The sequence below is a fragment of the Dechloromonas hankyongensis genome (assembly GCF_022012295.1).
GTDB classification, from domain to species: Bacteria; Pseudomonadota; Gammaproteobacteria; order Burkholderiales; family Rhodocyclaceae; genus Azonexus; species Azonexus hankyongensis.
In genome coordinates, this window is sequence record NZ_JAKLTN010000002.1 from 1 (window position 1) to 20,515 (window position 20,515).

Below are 20,515 nucleotides of genomic sequence, written 5' to 3' on the forward strand. Positions count from 1 at the left end.
TAAGTCGGAAAACTTGCAGACAAAATTAAGGCCTTGAATTCGAGGTGCTTGCCCCCATATCCAAACCTACGTTTTGTTTTGAATGATGGGAGTTTCACGCATGTCCGAGTCTGCAACCGCAAACCGCGAAACGCTCGGCTTCCAGACGGAAGTCAAGCAACTGCTGCACCTGATGATCCATTCCTTGTACAGCAACAAGGAAATCTTCTTGCGCGAACTGGTATCGAATGCCTCCGATGCCTGCGACAAGTTGCGCTTCGAGGCACTGAACAATGCGGCGCTCTACGGTGACGACTCGGAGTTGAAAATCCGTGTCGCCTTCGATAAGGCCGCCCGCACGGTGACCATTTCCGACAATGGCATCGGTCTGAGCCGTGATGAGGCGGTCGCCCACCTCGGAACCATTGCCAAGTCCGGTACCAAGGAATTCTTTTCCGCGCTGACCGGCGATCAGGCCAAGGACGCGCATTTGATCGGCCAGTTCGGCGTCGGCTTCTACTCGTCGTTTATCGTTGCCGACAAGGTGACGGTGATTTCCCGCCGGGCCGGGATCGAGTCAAACCAGGCGGTACGCTGGGAATCGGCCGGCGAGGGCGAATACACCGTCGAAATGGTCGAGAAGGCTGGGCGCGGCACCGATGTCATCCTGCATCTGCGTGACGGCGAGGACGATTTCCTGGGCGGCTGGAAGCTGAAGTCGATTATCCGCAAGTACTCCGACCATATCACCCTTCCCATCGTGATGAAGAAGGAGGAATGGAAGGACGGCGAGCAGGTCGAGACCGACGAAGACGAGACGGTCAATCAGGCCAATGCGCTGTGGGTGCGCAGCAAGTCGGATATCACCGACGAGCAATACACCGAGTTCTACAAGCACGTCGCCCACGACTTCGAAGATCCGCTGTGCTGGACCCACGCCCGCGTCGAAGGCAAGCAGGAATACACGCAGTTGCTCTACATTCCGGCCCGCGCGCCGTTCGACATGTGGGACCGCAACGCCCGCCACGGCATCAAGCTCTATGTACGCCGCGTCTTCATCATGGATGATGCCGAGCAGCTGATGCCGCTGTACCTGCGCTTTGTGCGCGGGGTGGTCGATTCGGCCGACCTGCCGCTCAACGTTTCGCGCGAGATACTGCAGCAGAGCAAGGATATCGACAACATTCGCAGCGGTTGTACGCGCAAGGTGTTGTCCATGCTGGAAGGTATTGCCAACAGCGATGAAGCGGCTGACAAGGAAAAGTACGCCAAATTCTGGGAAGCCTTCGGTGCCGTGCTCAAGGAAGGCGTTGGCGAGGACCACGCCAACAAGGACAAGATTGCCGGCTTGATCCGCTTCGCTTCGACACAGGGCGATGGCGACAAACAGGTTGTCTCGCTGGCCGACTACATCGCGCGCATGAAGGATGGCCAGGAGAAAATCTATTACGTGACGGCCGACAGCTTTAATGCGGCCAAGAACAGCCCGCATCTCGAAATCTTCAAGAAGAAGGGCATCGAGGTTCTGTTGCTGTCCGATCGCGTGGATGAGTGGGTGGTCGGCCACCTGACCGAATTCGAGGGCAAGCAGCTGCAATCCGTCGCCAAGGGCGGGCTTGATCTCGGCAAGCTGGAGGATGAAGCCGAGAAGCAGGAAGCCGAGAAGGCGGCGGACGAATACAAGGAATTGCTCGAGAAGGTAAAAACCGCGCTGGGTGACCGGGTCAAGGACGTGCGCGTGACCTATCGCCTGACCGATTCGCCGTCCTGTCTGGTTTCCGACGAGCACGATCCGTCCGGCAACCTGGCTCGCCTGCTGAAGGCGGCTGGCCAGAAGGCGCCGGACGTCAAACCGATTCTGGAAATCAATCCGCAGCATCCGGCGGTGATGCGCCTGAAGTACGAAGAGGCGCGCTTCGACGACTGGGCGGCTTTGCTGTTCGAGCAGGCAACCCTGGCTGAAGGCGGGCAGCTGGATGACCCGGCTGGCTTCGTCAAGCGTATCAACGATCTGATGATGGCTCTGTCGGTAAAATAAACCTGCCGTACCGTGGCCATGAATGAATTCGTGGCTATCGAAGGCCGCCTGCTTGGGCGGCCTTTTTTATGCATCTCGAAGGCGATGACTTCATTGTTATGAGGCCACGCTCCGTTGCCCTGCTGTAGCTTATTCGGCGCTGGACGCGGGCACGGCCCACAGTGTTTCGCCACCGGCGTCCAGATAGCTGAGATAAGACCGCAGATCGAATTCCAGCTGGAAATAGTCAGCTTCCATGTGCTGGCAGAGTTGGTAGAAGCTTTTGTTGTGCTCGGACTCTTTCAAGTGGGCCAATTCATGCACGACGATCATGCGCAGGAACTCGCCCGGCATGTCACGAAACAGGCCGGCGACGCGGATTTCTCGCTTGGCCTTGATCTTCCCGCCCTGTACCCGGCCGATCGTGCTGTGCGTGCCGAGGGCTTTTTGCAGCGTTTGCAACTTGCTGTCGTAGGCCACCTTGCTGACCACGGCGGTGTTTTTCAGATGGCGGCTGCGAAGGGTCTGGACGTAGTCGTACAGCGCCTTGTCGGTACGTATGTCATGTGCCTGCGGATACTTGCCGAGCAGGACGCCGGCCAGCTTCCCCTGGGTAATGGCGTAGCGCACCGAGTCGACCAGATGGGCCGGGTAGCCGGCGAGATAATTGGGTGGTGGGTTGGGGCGCATGCAAAGGTAGTGTGAGCGTATCCCCGAATTTTACCGAAGTGCCGCAGTGCTTGAGGAATTGGCGGGCTTAGACGGTATGCTTGCGATTTGCTCATTTCAACCTCGCATTATGCAGAATCCCGTTCCCGTCATTGTCATCGCTCAGCTGTTCGGTACCTCGTTATGGTTCTCGGCGAATAGCGCGGCTGATGATTTGATTCGTGCCTGGGGTATCGTTCCGGCCGACATCGGAACTTTGACCAATGCCGTTCAACTCGGCTTCATTCTCGGTACCTTGAGCTTCGCCATTTCCGGCCTGGCCGACCGCTTCCAGGCCAGCCGGATTTTCGCAGTCTGTGCCGTACTTGGAGCGGCTTGCAACGCGGCCTTTGCCGGCCTGGCCGATGGTCTGGCCTGGGCGGTGCCCCTGCGCTTTGCCGTCGGCTTCTGTCTGGCCGGTGTCTATCCGCTGGGGATGAAGCTGGTGGTCAGCTGGGTGCCGGAGCGGGCCGGAGCGGCGCTGGCCCAACTGGTCGGCATGCTGACCCTGGGAACCGCCTTGCCGCATGGCATCCGGCTGGCGGGGACCGGCTGGTCATGGCGGGCCACCATCCTGGTTTCCTCGGGGCTGGCGCTGCTGGCGGCCGTCATGATTTTCCGGCTGGGCGACGGTCCGCATCTCAAGCGTCGGCACGGCGCGCCACCGCTGCGTTTGGGGCGGGTCTTCCACGCCTTTTCGGTATGCGAGTTTCGCGCATCCGCACTCGGTTATTTCGGTCACCAGTGGGAGTTGTACGCCTTCTGGACGCTGACGCCGGCGCTGATCGTCCTCAGCGGCCTGGCGATACCGGGTAGCAGTGATCTCTCCGGCCTGGCCTTTGCCGTCATCGGCATCGGGGCGTTGGGTTGCCTCTTCGGAGGCTGGTGGAGCCAGCGCATCGGCAGCGCCCGGGTGGCCGCTACGGCACTGGCGCTTTCGGCCGCGTGCTGTGCCATATTTCCGTTTGCCGGCGAATGGACGCCGTGGGCCAAGATTCTGTTGCTGCTCGTCTGGGGCGCGACGGTAGTGGCGGACTCCCCGCATTTTTCAGCGCTGTCCGCCAAGGCCTGCGCTCCGGAGATCGTCGGCAGTGCCCTGGCCTTTCAGAACTCCATCGGTTTTGCTATCACGATGGTCTCGATCCAGCTGGGGACGGCCTGGATCGGCAACTGGGGAACCAACATCGCGTGGCTGCTGCTGCCTGGTCCGGTGTTGGGCCTGCTCGGGCTCTATCCCTTATGGCGAGGCGTGCGTCGATGAACCCCGACGATCTGCTCCTGCTGGTCACCCGCACGATGCCTTTCGGCAAGCACAAGGGCACGCTGATCGCCGATTTGCCGGGGAACTACCTGAACTGGTTTGCCCGTGAAGGTTTTCCGCCGGGGGAGATCGGCCGTTTGCTGGCCTTGATGCAGGAGATCGACCACAACGGCCTGTCCGATCTTCTGAAGCCGCTGCGGCGGCGCTAGTCAGCCGCATGCTATATTGCCGCGATGAATGACAGGAACGTAGGCGAACACCGCCTAACTCTCGCCGAGGTCGTCGACTGGATGGTCGAGGACGGCCTCGTCGGTCGCGAGGCGGCCGACGCCCTGAAGAGCGAGCGCCGTCTGCATGGCGGCAAGCTCCATCCGCTGATCGTTATTGCCGACCAGAAATGGAAGAGCGCCAAGGCGCCGGCCCGGCTTCTCAACCTGGACAACCTGACCGAATGGCTGGCCGGGCGGACGGGCCTCGATTACCTGCATATCGATCCGCTGAAGATCGATTTCACCGGCGTCGCCGAGGTGATGTCCAGCGCTTATGCGGCGCGTTTCGGCATCCTGCCGGTGCAGGTGACGACGCGGGAAGTGGTGATCGCCACGGCTGAGCCTTTCATCCGCGAATGGGTGGCCGAACTGCAGCACATCCTGCGCAAGGAAATCCGCCGGGTGATGGCCAACCCGGACGATATCGGCCGCTATCTGGTCGAATTCTTCAATCTGGCCAAGTCGGTCAAGAAGGCGGCGGCGCGCGGCGAGGTGACGAGCGGCCTGTCGAGCTTCGAACAACTGGTCGAACTGGGCAAGGGCAACCGGACCTTCGATGCCAATGACCAGCACATCGTCCATATCGTCGACTGGTTGTGGCAATACGCCTTCGACCAGCGCGCCTCGGACATCCATATCGAGCCGCGGCGCGATCTGGGCATCGTCCGTTTCCGCATCGACGGCGTGTTGCACCAGGTGTACCAGATTCCGATGGCAGTAATGAATGCCATGACCAGCCGAATCAAGCTGCTCGGCCGCATGGACGTCATCGAGAAGCGCCGGCCGCAGGATGGCCGGATCAAGACGCGGACGCCGACCGGACAGGAAGTCGAATTGCGGCTGTCGACCCTGCCGACGGCCTTCGGCGAAAAGCTGGTCATGCGCATTTTCGATCCGGAAGTGCTGGTTCGGGATTTCCGTTCGCTCGGCTTTTCCGATGACGACCAGTCGCGCTGGAAGCAGATGACCGCTTCGCCAAACGGCATCGTCCTGGTCACCGGCCCGACCGGTTCCGGCAAGACGACGACGCTGTACACCACGCTCAAGCAGCTGGCGACGCCGGAAGTCAATGTAAGCACCATCGAGGACCCGATCGAAATGGTCGAGTCGGCTTTCAACCAAATGCAGGTCAATCGCGCTATCGACCTCGGTTTCGCCGACGGTGTGCGCGCCTTGATGCGCCAGGACCCGGATATCGTGATGATCGGCGAAATCCGCGATCTGGAAACGGCGGAAATGGCCATCCAGGCAGCGTTGACCGGGCATTTAGTGTTGTCGACCTTGCACACCAACGATGCGCCATCGGCGATCACCCGCCTGCTCGACCTCGGTGTGCCGGCCTATCTGATCAACTCGACCCTGCTCGGGGTGATGGCCCAACGCCTGGTGCGGACGCTGTGCCCGCATTGCAAGAAGGCGACACCGATCACCGAGGACCAGCAGGCGGCCTGGCGTTCCCTGGTGGCGCCGTGGAAATCGGCCGAGCCGGTGCAGTTATGGCAGCCGGTCGGCTGCCTGGAATGCCGGATGACCGGCTACACCGGGCGGGTCGGCATCTATGAAGTGCTGCTCAATTCACCGGAAATCCGCCGGCAGATCAAGCCGGTCACCGAAATACCGAAGCTGCGCGAACAGGCTTTCCGCGAAGGGATGCGGCCCCTGCGTATTTCCGGGGCATTGAAGGTGGCACAGGGGCAAACCTCCCTTGAAGAAGTCATCAAGGTAGCGCCGCCTTCGGACGACGGCTAAAGGTAGTTGCTAGTTTCTAGTCATGAGTCGCTAGCCACTCATGACCAATAACTAAATCAGGCTGGCCTTGCGCCGTACGGCGTCCACATAGGCCATGGCGTCCATCGCCTGGCCGTTGCGCTGGGCCTGCCAGATCGTTTCGCCCAGGCATTCGAGCAGGACGTGCTCGGCGTCGTGCGGGTCCATGCGTGCCCGCAATTGCTCGAAAGCCAGGCGGATGCCGGGTGGCTGGTCGATACTGACCTGTTCGTGGATGGCCAGGTGCAACGACAAGTGAAGGAAGGGATTCATCTCGCCGCCTTCCGGCACCCAATCCCTGTTCACGGCCGAATCGGCATCGGCCAGCAGGACGTGGTATTCGGGATGGCGGGCGGCGATATCGGCGGCGGTGACTTCGGCACCGACCAGCGGCAGGCGGTCGATATGTTTTTTCCAGGCGTCGCAGAAGAAACGGCGCACCTGTTCGCGGGACGGATTAAACATGGGAGCTTTCGAAGAGCAGTGTCAGTACGGCATTGTGGTACAGGCGATTGTTCCCGGCAGCGGGAATGATCTGGCCGGTACCGTAGGCGCCGAGCAGCGGCGTATCGGGGAAAACCTCGCGGAAGACCTGCAGGTCGCGGTCGTCGTCGCCATAGAACAGCGGCCCGCGGCCGATACACGAGAACATCAGCGCAAAATCGGGGTGCGGATTGGTTAGGGCCAGGCTGTCCAAGGATTTGCGCGTCTGTTGTTCGGCCGTCAGCGGCTGGCGGATGGCCCAGGTGATCGAGTCGCCATTTTCCAGGCTATCGGCCAGCATCAGCGAGCCATCGCCATTGGCGGACAGGATGGCGATCCCCGGTTCGTCCGGGTGGCGCACCAGGGCGATCTGGTGGAGCGGGGGGTATTGCCGCAATTCGGCCGGCAGTGCGCGGTACAGGCTGTCGATGGCGCGGTGGCCGCCGACGCGGCCGAGTTCATAGCCGCGGCATTGGTCAACCGTCTGTGGATCACCGAGCAGACGCAGGCCGGTGGATATGGCCAGATGGGAACGCACCCCGGGAAGACGCAGTTCGGCGCAGCCGCTATCGGTAACCCGGCCGTGCGCCCAGGTGACGCCATCAGAATCGAGAAAGCCGGCGCGCCGGGTATCGGCTTGCCAGTCGAAGGGCAGCCGGCCGTGCGAGGAGAAGGAGAGCAGCGCTTCGTCCGCTCCTTCGGTCGATTCGCGCGAGGCCAGTATCATGGCCGCAGCGGCTGCCTGATCGAGTTGCCAGCCGCGTTCGGTAAACAGGCCGCTGGCCGTACTGCCGCACACCGACAGGCAACCGGCGGCGCGTGCCGCGGCGATGACGGCTGGTCGCGGATTGCGGGCGTAGTCGCGGCTCAGGAAGAGCAGGACATGGTCGGCGCGTGTCACGCCGGCATTAGCGAGCGCCTGGCGGATGGCCTCCTGAGCCAGTTCGGCCACCGGCCGCGGGCCGGTCACCAGGCTGCTCGCCGCTTTCATACGGTTTTGCCCTTGTAGGCGCACAGGTCGATGACGACGCAGCGCGCGCATTCCGGTTTGCGCGCCTTGCAGACATAGCGGCCGTGCAGAATCAGCCAGTGATGGGCATCCTTCTTGAATTCGTCCGGCGTGACACGGAGTAGTTTCTGCTCGACTTCGTTGACCGTCTTGCCGGGCGCCAGGCCCGTCCGGTTGCCGACCCGGAAGATATGGGTATCGACGGCGATGGTCGGGTGTCCGAAGGCCGTGTTGAGCACGACGTTGGCTGTCTTGCGGCCGACACCGGGCAGGGCTTCGAGGGCGGCGCGATCTTCGGGGACCTCGCCGCCATGATGTTCGACCAGCATGCGGCAGGTAGCGATCACGTTCTTGGCCTTGGTGCGGAACAGGCCGATGGTCTTGATGTAATCGATCAATCCTTCTTCACCGAGCGCAAGCATGATTTCCGGGGTCGGTGCGACCGGAAACAAGCGGGCGGTAGCCTTGTTTACCCCGACATCGGTGGCCTGAGCCGACAGAATGACGGCAATCAACAACTGGAATGGCGTCGAATAATGCAATTCGGTCGTTGGCGCGGGATTTGCTTCGCGTAAACGGGCGAAGAATTGCTCGACTTGGTTTTTTTTCACGTAAGGTTAGGGAAGATCATTGTTGTCTGCGGCCGCTTGCGCCACCATATCGGTAACTATAAATTCTACCTGACAGAGAAGGCAGTTTTTTCATGCAGCAATCCAGCGATATTGCGCTGACCCAATTGGTCGAGGGCAATCCGGTGGCGACGATCGTCATCGACGCGAACCATAGGGTGACGCACTGGAATCGTGCGTGTGCCGCGCTGACCGGTGTGCCGGCGGCCGAGATGATCGGCCGCTCGGAGCAATGGCGCGCTTTCTACGACTCGGCTCGGCCGCTGCTCGCCGACCTGGTGGTGGATGGTGTCGCCGAAGCTGCCATCGACCATTACTATCACGGCAAGTTTTCCCGTTCGGCCTTGGGCGAGGATTCCTACGAGGCGGAAGATTTCTTTCCCGCTTTTGGCGATGGCGGGCGCTGGCTGTTCTTTACCGCCGCGGCGCTGCGCAATGCCAAGGGTGAGGTGGTCGGCGCCATCGAGACTTTGCAGGACGTCACCGAGCGCTGGCGTGCCGAATCAGCCTTGCGCAACAAGGAAGTCTATCTCGCTCAGATCGTCGATGGTTCCCCGGTGCCGACCATGGTGATCGGCGCCCAGCATCGCGTCACCCACTGGAATCGTGCCTGCGAAGCGTTGACCGGCATGCTGGCCAAGGATGTCATCGGTACCGACGATCATTGGAAAAGTTTTTACGGCACCAAGCGCCCCTTGCTGGCGGACCTTATCATCGACCAGACCGGTGAAAAAAGCATCGATCGCCTGTATCACGGACGTTTTCGCGCCTCTTCGCTGATTCCCGGGGCCTACGAGGCCGAGGATTTCTTTCCACACGTCGGGGAGGGCGGACGTTGGTTGTTCTTTACCGCCGCTCCCTTGCGCAATGCCGAAGGCGAGGTGATCGGCGCCATCGAAACCCTGCAGGATGTGTCAGGGCGCCGGCGCGCCGAGGAGGCTCTGCGTGACAGCGAAGAGCGCTATCGACTGCTCAGCCAGACCGATTCGCTGACCGGCTTGTACAACTCGCGCCATCTGCAGGAGCAGTTGCCGGCCGAAATCGGGCGCGTGCGGCGTTATGCCCGGCCGCTCGCCCTGCTGGTTCTCGACTGCGACCGTTTCAAGTCGGTGAATGACCGCTATGGGCATCTCGGTGGTGACCGTGTGCTACAGAATTTGGCCCACTCCATTACGCAATGCCTGCGTTCTTCGGACGTCGCCTTCCGCTACGGCGGCGAGGAATTCGTCGTCATGTTGCCGGAAACCGATGCGCCTTCCGCGCTGGCCATCGCCGAACGCCTGCGTCTGCTGTTCGGTAGCCTGAAGACAGTGGCGCCGTCGGGAGAGGCGGTGCAGTGCACGGTCAGTATCGGGGTGGCGGTCTGTCGGCCTGAGGACGAGGAGTGGTCGCTGATACGGCGCGCCGACGAAGCCTGCTATCGGGCCAAGCAGGGCGGCAGAAACCGGGTGGTTCTGGCAGATTCAGGCAGCTGACGAGGGGCGCGCCGGGCTCTGCCTGAGCAAGACCTTCTCTCGTCGTCCGCCGGCTGCATCGAGATTACGGGCGCGTAGCTGTCCGCAGCCGCCATCGACATCCTGTCCCGCCGAATTGCGCACCGTGGTCCGGATGCCGCGGGCGTGCAGATATCGGGCCAGCGCCGTTACCCGTTCCGGGCTCGGTCGCCGATAGTCCAGCGCCGCGGTCGTGTTGTACGGAATCAGGTTCATCAGCGCATACTTGCCGGTGAGCAAGCGGACGATGCCGTCCATCTCTTCCTCGCTGTCATTGACGCCATCGATCAGGGTCCATTGATACTGGATCGGATAGCCGGTCGTCCGGGCGTAGGTCTCGGCCAGCTCGACCAGCTCGGCCGGTGCGATGACCGGCGCCTTGGGCAGCAGGGCGGTCCGCAGTTCGGGGCGGGTCGTGTGCAGCGATATGGCCAGGGCAGGGCGGACCCGTTCCTTAGGCAGACGCTCGAAGACGCGGCGATCGCCCACAGTCGAGAAAACCAGGTTCTTGTGCCCGATGCCGCCATAGGTACCCAGCGTGGCGATGGTTTCCAGCACGTTATCCATGTTGTGCGAAGGTTCGCCCATGCCCATGAAGACGACCCGGCTGACCTTGCGCCGGCGGCGAGCGAGAACGACCTGAGCGACCATCTCGCCGCTGTCGACCTGGCGCAGCAGGCCGTCGCGTCCGGTCATGCAGAACGTGCAACCGACCGCGCAGCCGACCTGGGTAGAGATGCACAGCCCGTCGCGAGGCAACAGAACGCTCTCGACCAACTGGCCATCGGCCAGTTCGACCAGCAGACGCGAGCCGTCGGTGCCCGTATGTTCGGAGCGCAGGCGGGCCAGGCCGTTCAGTTCAAGTTCGAGGGTGGGCAGGGCGTTGCGCAGGGCTAGCGGCAGGCAGTTTTCCGCCTGGTGGCGCCGGGCACCGCTGGTCAGCGGCTTGCCCTGTGTCCAGGCGCGCAATACGCGGTCGACGTGGCCGTCCTTGGCGCCGAGTGAACGCAAGGTCTGGCCGATCGCTTCGATGCGCATCCGGGTACTTTTCTCAGGCGCCCGTCGGGCGATAGTGAGGCTTAGTGGCAGCCGCCGGCGGCAATCGGGGCGGGCGGCGGCATCTGGGCGCGCTGGGCGGCGCGGGTGACGACCCAGTTGCGCCAGGCGACCAAACAGCCCAGGCAGATGAAGGCACCGGGCGGCAGGATGGCGACCAGGAAGCCCGGGTAGTCGGCCGGCAGAACCTGCAGCGCCGAGGTGCCGGGAATGACTAGTTCGATGCCGCCGAGCACGGTACCGGCGCCGATGAATTCGCGGATGCCGCCGAGCAGGCCGAGCGTCCAGATCATGCCGACACCCATCATGGCGCCGTCGAGGCCGGCGCCGAGGGGGCCGTTCTTGGCGGCGAAGGCTTCGATACGACCGAGCACCAGGCAGTTGGTGATGATCAGCGGAATGAAGATGCCCAGGACGTTGTACAAGTCGTGCATGTAGGCGTTCATGCCAAGGTCGATGACGGTAACCACGAAGGCGGCGACCAGGATGAAGACCGGGATGCGGATTTCGTAGGGAATCAGGTTGCGCAGGCAGGCGACCAAGAAATTGGAGAAGGCCATGACCAGCAGCGTGGCGAACGACAGCATAACGCCGTTGACCAGCGTCGTCGTGATGGCGAGCAGCGGGCACATGCCGAGAATCTGGACCAGACTGCTGTTCTGCTTCCAGACGCCGTTGAGGGAAATTTGTTTGATTTCGCTGAGCGTGATCAACATGGCTCTACTCCTTGGCGCCCTGCGGCGCGAACAGGCGTTCGCGATTTTCGGTCGCGAATTTCACGGCTTTGTACACGGCCTTGACGACGGCGCGCGGGGTGACGGTGGCGCCGGCAATCGAATCGAAGTGACCGCCATCCTTCTTGACCTTCCATTCGTTGGCGGTCGGCATCTTGTCCAGCGACAGGCCGTTGAATTGCATGATCCACGGATGGGCCTTGTTCTTGTCCTTCTTCGGCTCGATGTAATCGCCCAGCCCCGGGGTTTCCTTGTGCAGGGTGACGCGCACGCCGGCCACTTCGCCATTGGCGCGAATGGCCAGCAGCATGCGGATCTTGCCGGCATAGCCATCCGGCGCCACGGCTTCGAGCACGAGCGTCGACGCTTCGCCCTTGAGGCGGCCGCGATAGACGGTCGATTCGTCGTCCTGGCCCAGTTCCGGGGTGGCCGGGATGGTCAGGGTATCGGCCAGCAGGTCATTGTCGTACAGATCGCCGGGCAGGACCTCGTTGATCGTCCGCATTTTCTCTTCGGCCGCCGACGCGTCGATGGCCGGTTTGGTCATCGTGTAGACGATGGCCAGGGCGGCGGTGAAGGCGGCGACGAAAAACACCAGGATGATCGCGGTGCGCGTCGCCATGCTGGAGGCGGTGGGTTCCTTGATCGTCACCATGTCACTGGTCCTTCATGCCGAAAACTGGGGGCTGGGTGTACATGTCGATCAACGGGACACAGATGTTGAGAAGCAGGACGGCGAATGCGACGCCGTCGGGATAGCCGCCGAAGACGCGGATCAGGTAGGCGAGCAGGCCGATGCCGGCGGCGAAAACCAGTTTGCCGCGCGGCGTCGTGGCGCCGGTGACCGGGTCGGTCACGATGAAGAAGGCACCGAGCATGGCGCCGCCACTCAGCAGGTGGAACAGCGGGCTGGCATAGGCGTCCGGTTGCCACAGCCAGAGCGGTGCGGCGATCAGGGTCATGCCGACGATGAAGGCCGTCGGCATGTGCCAGGTGATGATGCGCTGCTGGATGAGCCACAGGCCGCCCACCAGGTAGCCGAGAGCAATCCATTCCCAGCCGCGGCCGCCGAGCAGGCCGAAGATTTCCGGGTTGGCGCGGATGCTGCCCACCGTCGCCGTATGCGAATCGCCGGCCAGCATCAGGGCCGTTTTCAGCGCGTCGAGCGGCGTTGCCGAGGTCAGGCCGTCCACCCGCGGCGCCAACCCGAAAATAACCTGCAGCTGGCTGGCGAAGTGACCGTCGGTCCCCGGCCATTGCGACATCAGGGCCGGGAAGGAGACGATGGAAATGGCGTAGGCGATCATCGCCGGGTTGAACGGGTTCTGGCCGAGGCCGCCGTACAGTTGCTTGGCGATGACGATGGCGAACAGGGTCGCCGTCACCGTCAGCCACCACGGCGCCAGTGGCGGGAAGGTCAGGGCGATCAGCCAGGCGGTGACGATGGCCGACAGATCGCTCAGGAACATGCCGACCGGGCGGCCGCGAACCTTCAGCATCACGGCTTCGGCGACCAGGGCGGTGACCGTGGTCAGAGCGATGTGCACCAGGATAGCCGGGCCGAACAGCCAGACATAGGCGGCGACGCCCGGCAGCAGGGCGAGCAGGACCTTGAGCATGACCCGCTGGACTGAGGCTTCCTTGAGCAGGTAGGGAGAGGTATTGAATTCCATGATTTAGCTGTTCTTCTCGCCATCCGGTGACGGCGTTTCCGCAGTCCCGAAAGCCTGGGCGTGACGGGCATCGATATCGGCGATTTCCTTCTCGACGGCCGGAGGCAGGTGATCCACATTCTTCGGCTGGGCCGCGGCGCGTTGGGCGCGAGCCCGTTCCATCGCGGCCTCGATCGTGGCTTTCTTGGCGGCTTCGGCGGCATCCGCCGGAGCAGGAGCGGACTCGGTGGCAGTGGCGTCGGCGGCGCTCGCCGCAGCCAGGGCTTCCGCTGCCTTCTTGGCCGCCTGGGCGGCTGCGGCCTTGGCCAGTTTTTCGGCCTTGTCGGCCTTCTCGCGCTCTTCGCGCACCTGCTTGAACTCGAAACGGCCCTTGGCGCTGTCGGCGGCCTGCTTGTCGCGTTCGCGCGCCCAGATTTCGCTCTTGGCGAAGCGGAAGTACTGGACCAGCGGGATGCGCGACGGACAGACGTAGGAACAGCAGCCGCATTCGATGCAGTCGAAGATGGCGTATTCCTGGGTCTTGCCGAAATTCTTGGCGCGCGAGAACCAGTACATCTCGAAGGGCTGCAGTTCGTGCGGGCAGGCACGGGCGCACTCGCCGCAGCGGATGCACGGCATTTCGGGCGGCTTGGGCGGGAACAGTTCGGGCGAATGGGCGATCAGGCAGTTGGTGGCCTTGACCACCGGTGCGGTCTGGTCGGGCACCAGGAAGCCCATCATCGGGCCGCCCATGATGATGCCGTCGGTGTTCGCCTTGGGTTGGCCGATGCGCAGCAGTTCATCCATCGGCGTGCCGATCAGCACTTCCCAGTTGCGCGGTTCGCCGACGTTGCCGGTGACCGTGACCAGCCGGGAAATCACCGGCTCGCCATAGGCGACGGCGCGCCACGCGGTATAGGCGGTGGCGACGTTGAAGCACTGGACGCCGAGGTCGGTCGAGCGCTTGGAGGCCGGGACTTCCTTGCCGGTCAGCACGCGGATCAGCTGCTTGGCACCGCCGGCCGGATAGCGGGTCGGCACGGCGATCACTTCGAATTCCTTGAAGGCGTCGCCCAGCGCCTTGACGGCGGCGGTCATGGCGGCGACGGCTTCCGGCTTGTTGTCCTCGATGCCGATCAGCACTTTTTTCGGCTTGAGCAGATCGCGGAAAACGCCGGCGCCGCGTACCACTTCCTCGGCGCGTTCGCGCATCAGCAGGTCGTCGCAGGTGATGTAGGGCTCGCATTCGGCGCCGTTGATGACCATTTCTTCCATGGGCACGGTCTTCGACGCGGTCAGCTTGCCATGGGTCGGGAAAACGGCACCGCCCAGGCCGACGACACCGGCCTCGCGGAGCAGCTCGCGTACGGCTTCCGGTTCGAGTGCTGCGTAATCGATGGGCTGGCGGTCGATCCAGCAATCCTCGCCATCCGGTTCGATGACCACGGCGGCGGCGGTCAGGCCGGACGGGTGGGCGGCCGGGTAGAGGCCGACCTCGATCACGGTACCGGAAGTCGGGGCATGGACGGCGGCGGAAATCCAGCCGTCGGCCTCGCCGATCTTCTGGCCCTTGAACACCTTGTCGCCGACGGCGACGATGGGCCGCGGCGTACCGCCGATGCTCTGGTGCAGCGGCACGGCTAGCCGGGAAGGCAGCGGCGCCGTGGCGATCGGCAAGGTGACGGACTGGACTTTATTGGTGGCCGGTTTGACGCCACCCTTGAACTTGAATAATTGCAGCATCAGGCAACTTTCCTGATTTCGGTAACCGGATATTTCCACTTCCAGTTATCCACGGTTTCCGGAACGGTGACCATGGAAATACATTCGACAGGGCAGGGCGGCAGGCAGAGTTCGCAGCCGGTGCACTGCTTTTCGATAATGACGTGTAGTTGCTTGGCGGCGCCGACGATGGCGTCGACCGGGCAGGCCTGGATGCACAGCGTGCAGCCGATGCAGGTGTTCTCATCGATGACTGCCACCTGCTTCGGCTTTTCCTCGGCGTCCAGCGGCTTGACTTCGCGGCCGAGCAGGTCGGCCAGCTTGCGCACGCCTTCTTCGCCGCCCGGCGGGCACAGGTTGATCTCGGCCTCGCCCTTGGCGATGGCTTCGGCATAGGGATGGCAGCCGGGGTAGCCGCATTGGCCGCATTGGGTCTGCGGCAGCAAACCTTCGATTTTCTCGACCAGCGGATTGCCGTGAACCTTGAACTTGATCGAGGCAAAGCCCAGGGCGGCACCGAGAACGATGGCCCCAAGGGCCATGATGGCAAGGGCGCTGATCATTGGTATTTGTCCAGTCCGGCGAAGCCCATGAAGGCCAGCGACATCAGGCCGCCGGTGACGAGCGCGATGGCGGTGCCCTTGAAGTAGGTCGGGATGTCGGCTCCTTCGATGCGTTCGCGGATGCCGGCAAACAGGATCAGGGCCAGCGAGAAGCCGACGGAGCTGCCGGCGCCGAAGAGCAGGGCTTCGACGAAGTTGTACTTGGCGCTTAGGGCCAGCAGCGGGACGCCGAGCACGGCGCAATTGGTGGTGATCAGCGGCAGGTAGATGCCCAGCGTCTGGTGCAGCATCGGGCTGGTCTTCTGGATGACCAGTTCGGTTAGCTGGACGAAGGCGGCGATGGTGACGATGAAGGCGATGATGCGCAGATACATCAGATCGAAGGGGGCCAGCAGGTAGTGGTCGATGATCCAGCTGGCGCCGGTCCCCACAGTGAGCACGAAGGTCGTGGCGGCTCCCATGCCGTAGGCCGTTTCCAGTTTCTTGGACACGCCCATGAAGGGGCACAGGCCGAGAATTCTGACCAACACCACGTTGTTGACCAGCACGGTGCCGATGAGGATAAAGATGTAGTGGCTCATAGTATTAACCAGCGTGAAGAGCGAATTATCGGGCTTTGTTGCAGTGCAAACAACCGCGCGCTGCTTATGGCTTTATTTGGTTTTCCGCATGACGTGGGCCAAGGTTTCCGCTACTTCGGCAACCAGGTCGGGGCCGCGATAGATGAAACCGCTGTAGAACTGCACCAGCCTGGCGCCGGCCCGGATCTTCTCGGCCGCGTCCTCGCCGCCCATGATGCCGCCGACGCCAATGATGGGCAGTTCGCCGGCCAGGGCGATGGAGAGCTTCTTCTGCACGGCGGTCGATTTCAGGAATACCGGCTTGCCGGACAGGCCGCCGGTTTCGGCGGCGTTGGCCATGCCCTCGACGCCTTCGCGCGACAGCGTGGTGTTGGTCGCGATCACCGCGTCGAAACGATGGCGGCGCAAGGCGTCGGCAATGGCGGTGATCTGCTCGTCGTCGAGATCGGGGGCGATCTTCAGGGCCATCGGCACGTATTTGCCGTGGTGGTCGGCCAGTTGCAGCTGTTTGGCTTTCAGTTGCGCCAGCAGGTCGTCGAGCGCCTCGTCCTTCTGCAGTTCGCGCAGGTTCTTGGTGTTCGGCGACGAGATATTGACGGTGACGTAGCTGGCGTCGTTATAGACCTTGTCGAGGCAGATCAGGTAATCGTCGGCCGCCTTCTCGATCGGTGTCGTGGCGTTTTTGCCGATATTGATGCCGAGGATGCCACCCTTCTTGGGAAATTCGGCGGCGCGGACGTTTTCCAGTAGCTTGTCGACGCCGGCGTTGTTGAACCCCATCCGGTTGATGATGCCCTGCGCTTCCGGGATGCGGAACAGGCGCGGCTTCGGGTTGCCATCCTGCGGGCGCGGCGTGATGGTGCCGATCTCGATGAAGCCGAAGCCCAGCTTGGCCAGGCCGTCGATATGGTCGCCGTTCTTGTCCAGACCGGCGGCAAGGCCGACCGGATTCGGGAACTTCAGGCCCATGACCTCGACCGGGCAGGGGGCGACCGGCTTGGCCATCAGGCAGGCGGCGCGGTCGATGCCCAGCATGCCGATACCGTGCGCAGTTTCGGCGTCGAGGGAGAAGAAAAATTTGCGGATGAGTGGATAGAGCATAACCCGGCATTTTACCGTATCGTCGCCATAATTCGGCTGAAAATCGCGGTATTAAACTGCCCGCATAACGATCATTGCGAAGTGATCCCCAGCGGAACTCGCCGATGGCCGAGTACAAGCTAATAAACAATCAGTAACAACTTTTTGCGGGCAGCGACGCTAAACTGCTGGCCATGCGAAATTTTGGCCGATTTTTACTGATCACCGTGGCGACATTGCCGGCTTGGGCCAGCGATTTGACTGATCCTTTCGCCACGGCTGACATGCTGCCGTTGAAGCCCTCGCCGAGCTTGATGGCGCGGGTGGGCGAGGCGCCTTGCGCCACCGCCCTGCCCGGAACGCCCTTGACCGCCGTCGATGCGGTCGACCTGATGCTGTGCAACCATCCGCAGACCCGTGAAGCCTGGGCGGCGGCCCGGGCGCAGGCGGCGCTGGTCGGGGTCGCCAAGGCTGGCTGGTTGCCGACCGTGACCGGAACGGCCAGTGCGACCCGTTTCGAATACCAGAACAACGCCTTCACCCGTGATACGGCGGCGATCACACTGTCCTGGCTGCTCTACGACTTCGGCCAGCGCTCGGCCAATGTCGAGAACGCCCAGCAATTGCTGAGTGCGGCGGCGGCAACCCAGGATGCGACGGTACAGACGCTGTTTCTCAGCGCCTTGCAAGCCTATTACTCGGCGCAGGCGACACAGGCGGCGGTGACCTCGGCGCTGGAGGCGGAGCGTTCGGCCCGCGAGAGTTTCCAGGCGGCCGAGGCGCGCTATAGCGTCGGCGTCGCCACACCGGCCGATCGCCTGCAGGCGCAGACCGCGCTGTCGCAAGCCGCGCTGAACCGCATTCGGGCCGAGGGCGATGCCCGCAATGCGCTGGGTACCCTGGCCAACGCGCTCGGTTTCGACGCCCAGCAGCGCATCGTGCTTGCCGAGCTGCCCGCATTGCCAGCCGGCATCAGTTTTCAGAAGGAAGTCGATGCGCTGATCGCTGACGCCGTCGTCCGGCGTCCGGATCTGCGGGCGGCTGAGGCGCAGCTCAAGGCGGCGCAGGCCAGCATCGATCTGGCCCGGGCCCAGGGCCGGCCGACCATTTCGCTGGGGGTCGGACCGACCTGGCAGGAATCGGCGGGAGTTACCCAGCAGGGGGCCACCTTCGGCCTGACCCTGAATGTGCCGATCTTTTCCGGTTTCGATACCACCTACCGCGTGCGCGCGGCCTCGGCGCAGGCCGACGTGCGTGCCGCGCAACGCGACCGTATCCGCAGCCAGGTGGCCCTCGATGTGTGGAAGGCCTACCAGAGCCTGACCACGGCCACGCAGAGCCTGCAGACGACAGCAGACCTGGTGGCCAGCGCCGAGCAGTCCGAACGGGTTGCGCTGGGCCGCTACAAGGCCGGCGTCGGCACCATCCTCGATGTATTGTCGGCCCAGTCGGCCCTGGCCAGCGCGCGTCTGCAACGCATCCAGGCCCAACTCGACTGGAACGTCTATCGCGCCACGCTGGCCCAGTCCGTCGGCGCACTCGATTACACGCTGCTGCAACCGGCAGCGCAAGGAAGACCATGAAACATCTCGGCAAGACTTTGATTGGCGCCGCCGTCGTCGCGGCCCTGGCAGGCGGCGGTTACTGGTATGTCCAGCAGCGCGCCGCGCAGAATCCGGAAACGCGCTACAAGTTCGCGTCCGCCGACAAGGGCGACGTCACGCAGACCGTGTCGGCCAACGGCACGCTGACCCCGCTGGTGCTGGTCAACGTCGGCACCCAGGTGTCGGGCACGGTGAAGAAGCTGTACGTCGATTTCAATTCCAAGGTCAGCGCCGGCCAGAAGCTGGTCGAACTCGATCAGTCGCTGCTGCAGACCGTGGCGCGGCAGAGCCGGGCGAACGTGGTGAATGTCCAGGCGTCCTACGACCTGGCCAAGGCCAGCGAGGCCCGGATGCGCGCCTTGCTCGACAAGGAGTACATCTCCCGTCAGGACTACGATCAGTCACTGCAGAACCTCAAGTCGGCGCAGGCCCAACTGGTGCAGGCCCGGGCGGCGGCCGACAAGGACGAAGTGAATCTCGGTTATTCGGTCATTACCTCGCCGGTTTCGGGCGTGGTGGTGGCGCGGCTGGTCGATATCGGGCAGACCGTGGCGGCCAGCTTCCAGACGCCGACGCTGATCCAGATCGCCCAGGACCTGACCAAGATGGCCATCGACACCAGCTTTGCCGAGGCCGACATCGGTAACATCAAGGAGGGCATGCCGGTGCGCTTCACCGTCGATGCCTTCCCAAATCGCAGTTTCCAGGGCGTCGTGCAGCAGATTCGCCTGAATCCAACCAACCAGCAGAACGTCGTCACCTACAACGTGCGCATCAACGTCGATAACCCGGAACTGATCCTGCTGCCGGGCATGACGGCCTATGTCAGCATCGGCGTGCAGAAGCGGCCGGGCGCCTTGCTGGTGCCCAATGCGGCACTGCGCTTCAAGCCGGCGGATGCGGGCAAGAAGGAAGGCGATGCCGGCAAGCCGGCGGCGGGCGGACCGGGCCAGGGCAACGGCGGGCCGGGCGGCGGAGCGCCGGGCGGTGGCAAGGGCAAGAAGCGCGACAGCCAGAGCGGCACGGTCTATGTGCTGGCCGGCGGCGAGATCAAGCCGGTCGCCGTGCAGATCGGCATCACCGACAACCGGAATACCGAAATCGTCAGCGGCGACCTGAAGGAAGGCGATCGCGTCGTTACCGGCGAAAATGCGTCGTCCGACAAGAAGCCGTCGTCGGTCGGCATGCGGATGTTCTGATGGCCGAGCCGGTAATCCGCGTCGTCGGCCTGGGCAAGTCCTATGAAACGGCGGCCGGCCTGTTTCCGGCGCTGAAAGGCGTCGATCTCGACATCCGGCCGGGCGAGTTCATCGCCATCATGGGGCCGTCGGGCTCGGGCAAGTCGACCTTCATGAATCTGCTCGGCTGCCTCGATACGCCGACGGTTGGCGACTATTTCCTGACCGGCGAAAACGTCGCGCAAATGGACAAGGACGCCCTTGCCCTGCTGCGCAACCGGACCCTGGGCTTCGTCTTCCAGGGCTTCAACTTGCTGCCGCGCATGAGCCTGCAGGACAACGTGGCGCTGCCCCTGGTCTATGCCGGTGCCGACCGCGAGACGCGGCGCGAAAAAGCCCGCGAACTGCTTGCCAAGGTGGGCCTCGGCAACTATGCCGACTCGCTGCCCAACCGCATTTCCGGCGGCCAGCAGCAGCGCGTGGCGATTGCCCGGGCGCTGGTCAACGAACCGCGCCTGATCCTCGCCGACGAGCCGACCGGCAACCTCGACAGCCACACCAGCGAGGAAATCATGCGCCTGTTCAAGGAACTGAACGCCGAGGGCATCACCATCGTGCTGGTCACCCACGAGCCCGATATCGCCGAACACTGCAAGCGCCAAGTGCGCTTCCGCGACGGGGTGATCGTCAGCGATACGTTGACAAGTGAGGCAGCGGCATGAGCAGGAAG

Annotated in this window: 20 protein-coding genes; 8 read left to right on the plus strand and 12 right to left on the minus strand. The window is 63.1% G+C overall.

Features of this window, described 5'->3' with window-relative positions; all coding sequences use genetic code 11:
• Positions 1 to 100: 100 nt before the first annotated feature.
• Positions 101 to 2,017: a molecular chaperone HtpG gene (gene htpG / locus LZ012_RS08495; RefSeq protein WP_275709692.1), complete on the plus strand. Its 1,917-nt coding sequence runs from the start codon at positions 101 to 103 to the stop codon at positions 2,015 to 2,017.
• A 129-nt stretch (positions 2,018 to 2,146) separates the two neighbouring features.
• On the opposite strand, the gene LZ012_RS08500 is transcribed toward htpG, so the two are convergent.
• Positions 2,147 to 2,686: a YgjP-like metallopeptidase domain-containing protein gene (locus LZ012_RS08500; RefSeq protein ID WP_275709695.1), complete on the minus strand. Its 540-nt coding sequence runs from the start codon at positions 2,684 to 2,686 to the stop codon at positions 2,147 to 2,149.
• Between the two features lie 109 nt (positions 2,687 to 2,795).
• Between LZ012_RS08500 and LZ012_RS08505 the strand changes: the two genes are divergently transcribed.
• The 3 genes from LZ012_RS08505 to tfpB are packed head-to-tail and all read left to right on the plus strand — an operon-like array spanning position 2,796 to position 5,983.
• Positions 2,796 to 3,965 (plus strand): MFS transporter, encoded by a 1,170-nt coding sequence (locus tag LZ012_RS08505; RefSeq protein WP_275709697.1) that lies wholly within the window; start codon positions 2,796 to 2,798, stop codon positions 3,963 to 3,965.
• Entirely contained in the window at positions 3,962 to 4,174 is a 213-nt protein-coding gene (locus tag LZ012_RS08510; RefSeq protein WP_275709699.1) for a DUF3820 family protein, read from the plus strand. The genes LZ012_RS08505 and LZ012_RS08510 overlap by 4 nt, the downstream gene beginning before the upstream one ends.
• Before the next feature lie 24 nt (positions 4,175 to 4,198).
• Complete coding sequence (gene tfpB, locus LZ012_RS08515) at positions 4,199 to 5,983, plus strand: type IV pilus assembly ATPase TfpB (RefSeq protein ID WP_275709701.1); 1,785 nt, start codon at positions 4,199 to 4,201, stop codon at positions 5,981 to 5,983.
• 51 nt (positions 5,984 to 6,034) lie between these two features.
• Here the strand turns inward: tfpB and LZ012_RS08520 are convergent, their stop codons facing one another.
• The 3 genes from LZ012_RS08520 to nth are packed head-to-tail and all read right to left on the minus strand — an operon-like array spanning position 6,035 to position 8,104.
• Complete coding sequence (locus LZ012_RS08520; RefSeq protein WP_275709703.1) at positions 6,035 to 6,466, minus strand: DUF1841 family protein; 432 nt, start codon at positions 6,464 to 6,466, stop codon at positions 6,035 to 6,037.
• Positions 6,459 to 7,475: an FIST C-terminal domain-containing protein gene (locus LZ012_RS08525; protein ID WP_275709705.1), complete on the minus strand. Its 1,017-nt coding sequence runs from the start codon at positions 7,473 to 7,475 to the stop codon at positions 6,459 to 6,461. Before LZ012_RS08525 ends, LZ012_RS08520 begins: the two co-directional genes overlap by 8 nt.
• On the minus strand, positions 7,472 to 8,104 hold the full coding sequence (nth, locus tag LZ012_RS08530) for an endonuclease III (protein ID WP_275709707.1): 633 nt from the start codon (positions 8,102 to 8,104) through the stop codon (positions 7,472 to 7,474). Before nth ends, LZ012_RS08525 begins: the two co-directional genes overlap by 4 nt.
• 92 nt (positions 8,105 to 8,196) lie before the next feature.
• Here nth and LZ012_RS08535 point away from each other — a divergent pair, with 92 nt between their 5' ends.
• On the plus strand, positions 8,197 to 9,597 hold the full coding sequence (locus tag LZ012_RS08535) for a sensor domain-containing diguanylate cyclase (protein WP_275709709.1): 1,401 nt from the start codon (positions 8,197 to 8,199) through the stop codon (positions 9,595 to 9,597).
• On the opposite strand, the gene LZ012_RS08540 is transcribed toward LZ012_RS08535, so the two are convergent.
• The 8 genes from LZ012_RS08540 to LZ012_RS08575 form a co-directional block, all read right to left on the minus strand.
• Complete coding sequence (locus LZ012_RS08540) at positions 9,586 to 10,653, minus strand: RNA methyltransferase (protein WP_275709711.1); 1,068 nt, start codon at positions 10,651 to 10,653, stop codon at positions 9,586 to 9,588. The two genes, LZ012_RS08535 and LZ012_RS08540, sit on opposite strands and share 12 nt — an antisense overlap.
• A 41-nt stretch (positions 10,654 to 10,694) precedes the next feature.
• Entirely contained in the window at positions 10,695 to 11,387 is a 693-nt protein-coding gene (locus LZ012_RS08545) for an electron transport complex subunit E (protein WP_275709713.1), read from the minus strand.
• Between the two features lie 4 nt (positions 11,388 to 11,391).
• On the minus strand, positions 11,392 to 12,060 hold the full coding sequence (gene rsxG, locus LZ012_RS08550) for an electron transport complex subunit RsxG (RefSeq protein ID WP_275709715.1): 669 nt from the start codon (positions 12,058 to 12,060) through the stop codon (positions 11,392 to 11,394).
• Between the two features lies 1 nt (position 12,061).
• Positions 12,062 to 13,078 (minus strand): RnfABCDGE type electron transport complex subunit D, encoded by a 1,017-nt coding sequence (locus LZ012_RS08555; protein ID WP_275709717.1) that lies wholly within the window; start codon positions 13,076 to 13,078, stop codon positions 12,062 to 12,064.
• A gap of 3 nt (positions 13,079 to 13,081) precedes the next feature.
• Complete coding sequence (rsxC, locus tag LZ012_RS08560) at positions 13,082 to 14,800, minus strand: electron transport complex subunit RsxC (protein ID WP_275709719.1); 1,719 nt, start codon at positions 14,798 to 14,800, stop codon at positions 13,082 to 13,084.
• The gene (gene rsxB, locus LZ012_RS08565; protein ID WP_275709722.1) at positions 14,800 to 15,342 is read right to left on the minus strand and encodes an electron transport complex subunit RsxB; all 543 of its coding nucleotides are present in this window, start codon (positions 15,340 to 15,342) and stop codon (positions 14,800 to 14,802) included. The genes rsxC and rsxB overlap by 1 nt, the downstream gene beginning before the upstream one ends.
• A complete protein-coding gene (gene rsxA / locus LZ012_RS08570; RefSeq protein WP_275709724.1) occupies positions 15,339 to 15,923 on the minus strand; it encodes an electron transport complex subunit RsxA in 585 nt (194 codons plus the stop codon). The genes rsxB and rsxA overlap by 4 nt, the downstream gene beginning before the upstream one ends.
• Positions 15,924 to 15,995: 72 nt before the next feature.
• Positions 15,996 to 17,024 (minus strand): quinone-dependent dihydroorotate dehydrogenase, encoded by a 1,029-nt coding sequence (locus tag LZ012_RS08575; protein ID WP_275709726.1) that lies wholly within the window; start codon positions 17,022 to 17,024, stop codon positions 15,996 to 15,998.
• 236 nt (positions 17,025 to 17,260) lie between these two features.
• Here LZ012_RS08575 and LZ012_RS08580 point away from each other — a divergent pair, with 236 nt between their 5' ends.
• The 3 genes from LZ012_RS08580 to LZ012_RS08590 are packed head-to-tail and all read left to right on the plus strand — an operon-like array spanning position 17,261 to position 20,507.
• Positions 17,261 to 18,586, plus strand: a complete 1,326-nt coding sequence (locus LZ012_RS08580; RefSeq protein WP_275709728.1) for a TolC family protein — start codon at positions 17,261 to 17,263, stop codon at positions 18,584 to 18,586.
• A complete protein-coding gene (locus LZ012_RS08585) occupies positions 18,583 to 19,806 on the plus strand; it encodes an efflux RND transporter periplasmic adaptor subunit (RefSeq protein ID WP_275709730.1) in 1,224 nt (407 codons plus the stop codon). The genes LZ012_RS08580 and LZ012_RS08585 overlap by 4 nt, the downstream gene beginning before the upstream one ends.
• Positions 19,806 to 20,507, plus strand: coding sequence for an ABC transporter ATP-binding protein (locus tag LZ012_RS08590; RefSeq protein ID WP_275709732.1), 702 nt, complete (start codon positions 19,806 to 19,808; stop codon positions 20,505 to 20,507). The genes LZ012_RS08585 and LZ012_RS08590 overlap by 1 nt, the downstream gene beginning before the upstream one ends.
• The last annotated feature ends 8 nt before the right edge of the window (positions 20,508 to 20,515 follow it).

Coding starts and splice junctions, on each gene's coding strand:
- htpG (WP_275709692.1), top strand. CDS start 101: ATGTCCGAGTCTGCAACCGCAAACCGCGAAACGCTCGGCTTCCAGACG.
- LZ012_RS08500 (WP_275709695.1), bottom strand. CDS start 2,686: ATGCGCCCCAACCCACCACCCAATTATCTCGCCGGCTACCCGGCCCAT.
- LZ012_RS08505 (WP_275709697.1), top strand. CDS start 2,796: ATGCAGAATCCCGTTCCCGTCATTGTCATCGCTCAGCTGTTCGGTACC.
- LZ012_RS08510 (WP_275709699.1), top strand. CDS start 3,962: ATGAACCCCGACGATCTGCTCCTGCTGGTCACCCGCACGATGCCTTTC.
- tfpB (WP_275709701.1), top strand. CDS start 4,199: ATGAATGACAGGAACGTAGGCGAACACCGCCTAACTCTCGCCGAGGTC.
- LZ012_RS08520 (WP_275709703.1), bottom strand. CDS start 6,466: ATGTTTAATCCGTCCCGCGAACAGGTGCGCCGTTTCTTCTGCGACGCC.
- LZ012_RS08525 (WP_275709705.1), bottom strand. CDS start 7,475: ATGAAAGCGGCGAGCAGCCTGGTGACCGGCCCGCGGCCGGTGGCCGAA.
- LZ012_RS08535 (WP_275709709.1), top strand. CDS start 8,197: ATGCAGCAATCCAGCGATATTGCGCTGACCCAATTGGTCGAGGGCAAT.
- LZ012_RS08540 (WP_275709711.1), bottom strand. CDS start 10,653: ATGCGCATCGAAGCGATCGGCCAGACCTTGCGTTCACTCGGCGCCAAG.
- LZ012_RS08545 (WP_275709713.1), bottom strand. CDS start 11,387: ATGTTGATCACGCTCAGCGAAATCAAACAAATTTCCCTCAACGGCGTC.
- rsxG (WP_275709715.1), bottom strand. CDS start 12,060: ATGGTGACGATCAAGGAACCCACCGCCTCCAGCATGGCGACGCGCACC.
- LZ012_RS08555 (WP_275709717.1), bottom strand. CDS start 13,078: ATGGAATTCAATACCTCTCCCTACCTGCTCAAGGAAGCCTCAGTCCAG.
- rsxC (WP_275709719.1), bottom strand. CDS start 14,800: ATGCTGCAATTATTCAAGTTCAAGGGTGGCGTCAAACCGGCCACCAAT.
- rsxB (WP_275709722.1), bottom strand. CDS start 15,342: ATGATCAGCGCCCTTGCCATCATGGCCCTTGGGGCCATCGTTCTCGGT.
- rsxA (WP_275709724.1), bottom strand. CDS start 15,923: ATGAGCCACTACATCTTTATCCTCATCGGCACCGTGCTGGTCAACAAC.
- LZ012_RS08575 (WP_275709726.1), bottom strand. CDS start 17,024: ATGCTCTATCCACTCATCCGCAAATTTTTCTTCTCCCTCGACGCCGAA.
- LZ012_RS08585 (WP_275709730.1), top strand. CDS start 18,583: ATGAAACATCTCGGCAAGACTTTGATTGGCGCCGCCGTCGTCGCGGCC.
- LZ012_RS08590 (WP_275709732.1), top strand. CDS start 19,806: ATGGCCGAGCCGGTAATCCGCGTCGTCGGCCTGGGCAAGTCCTATGAA.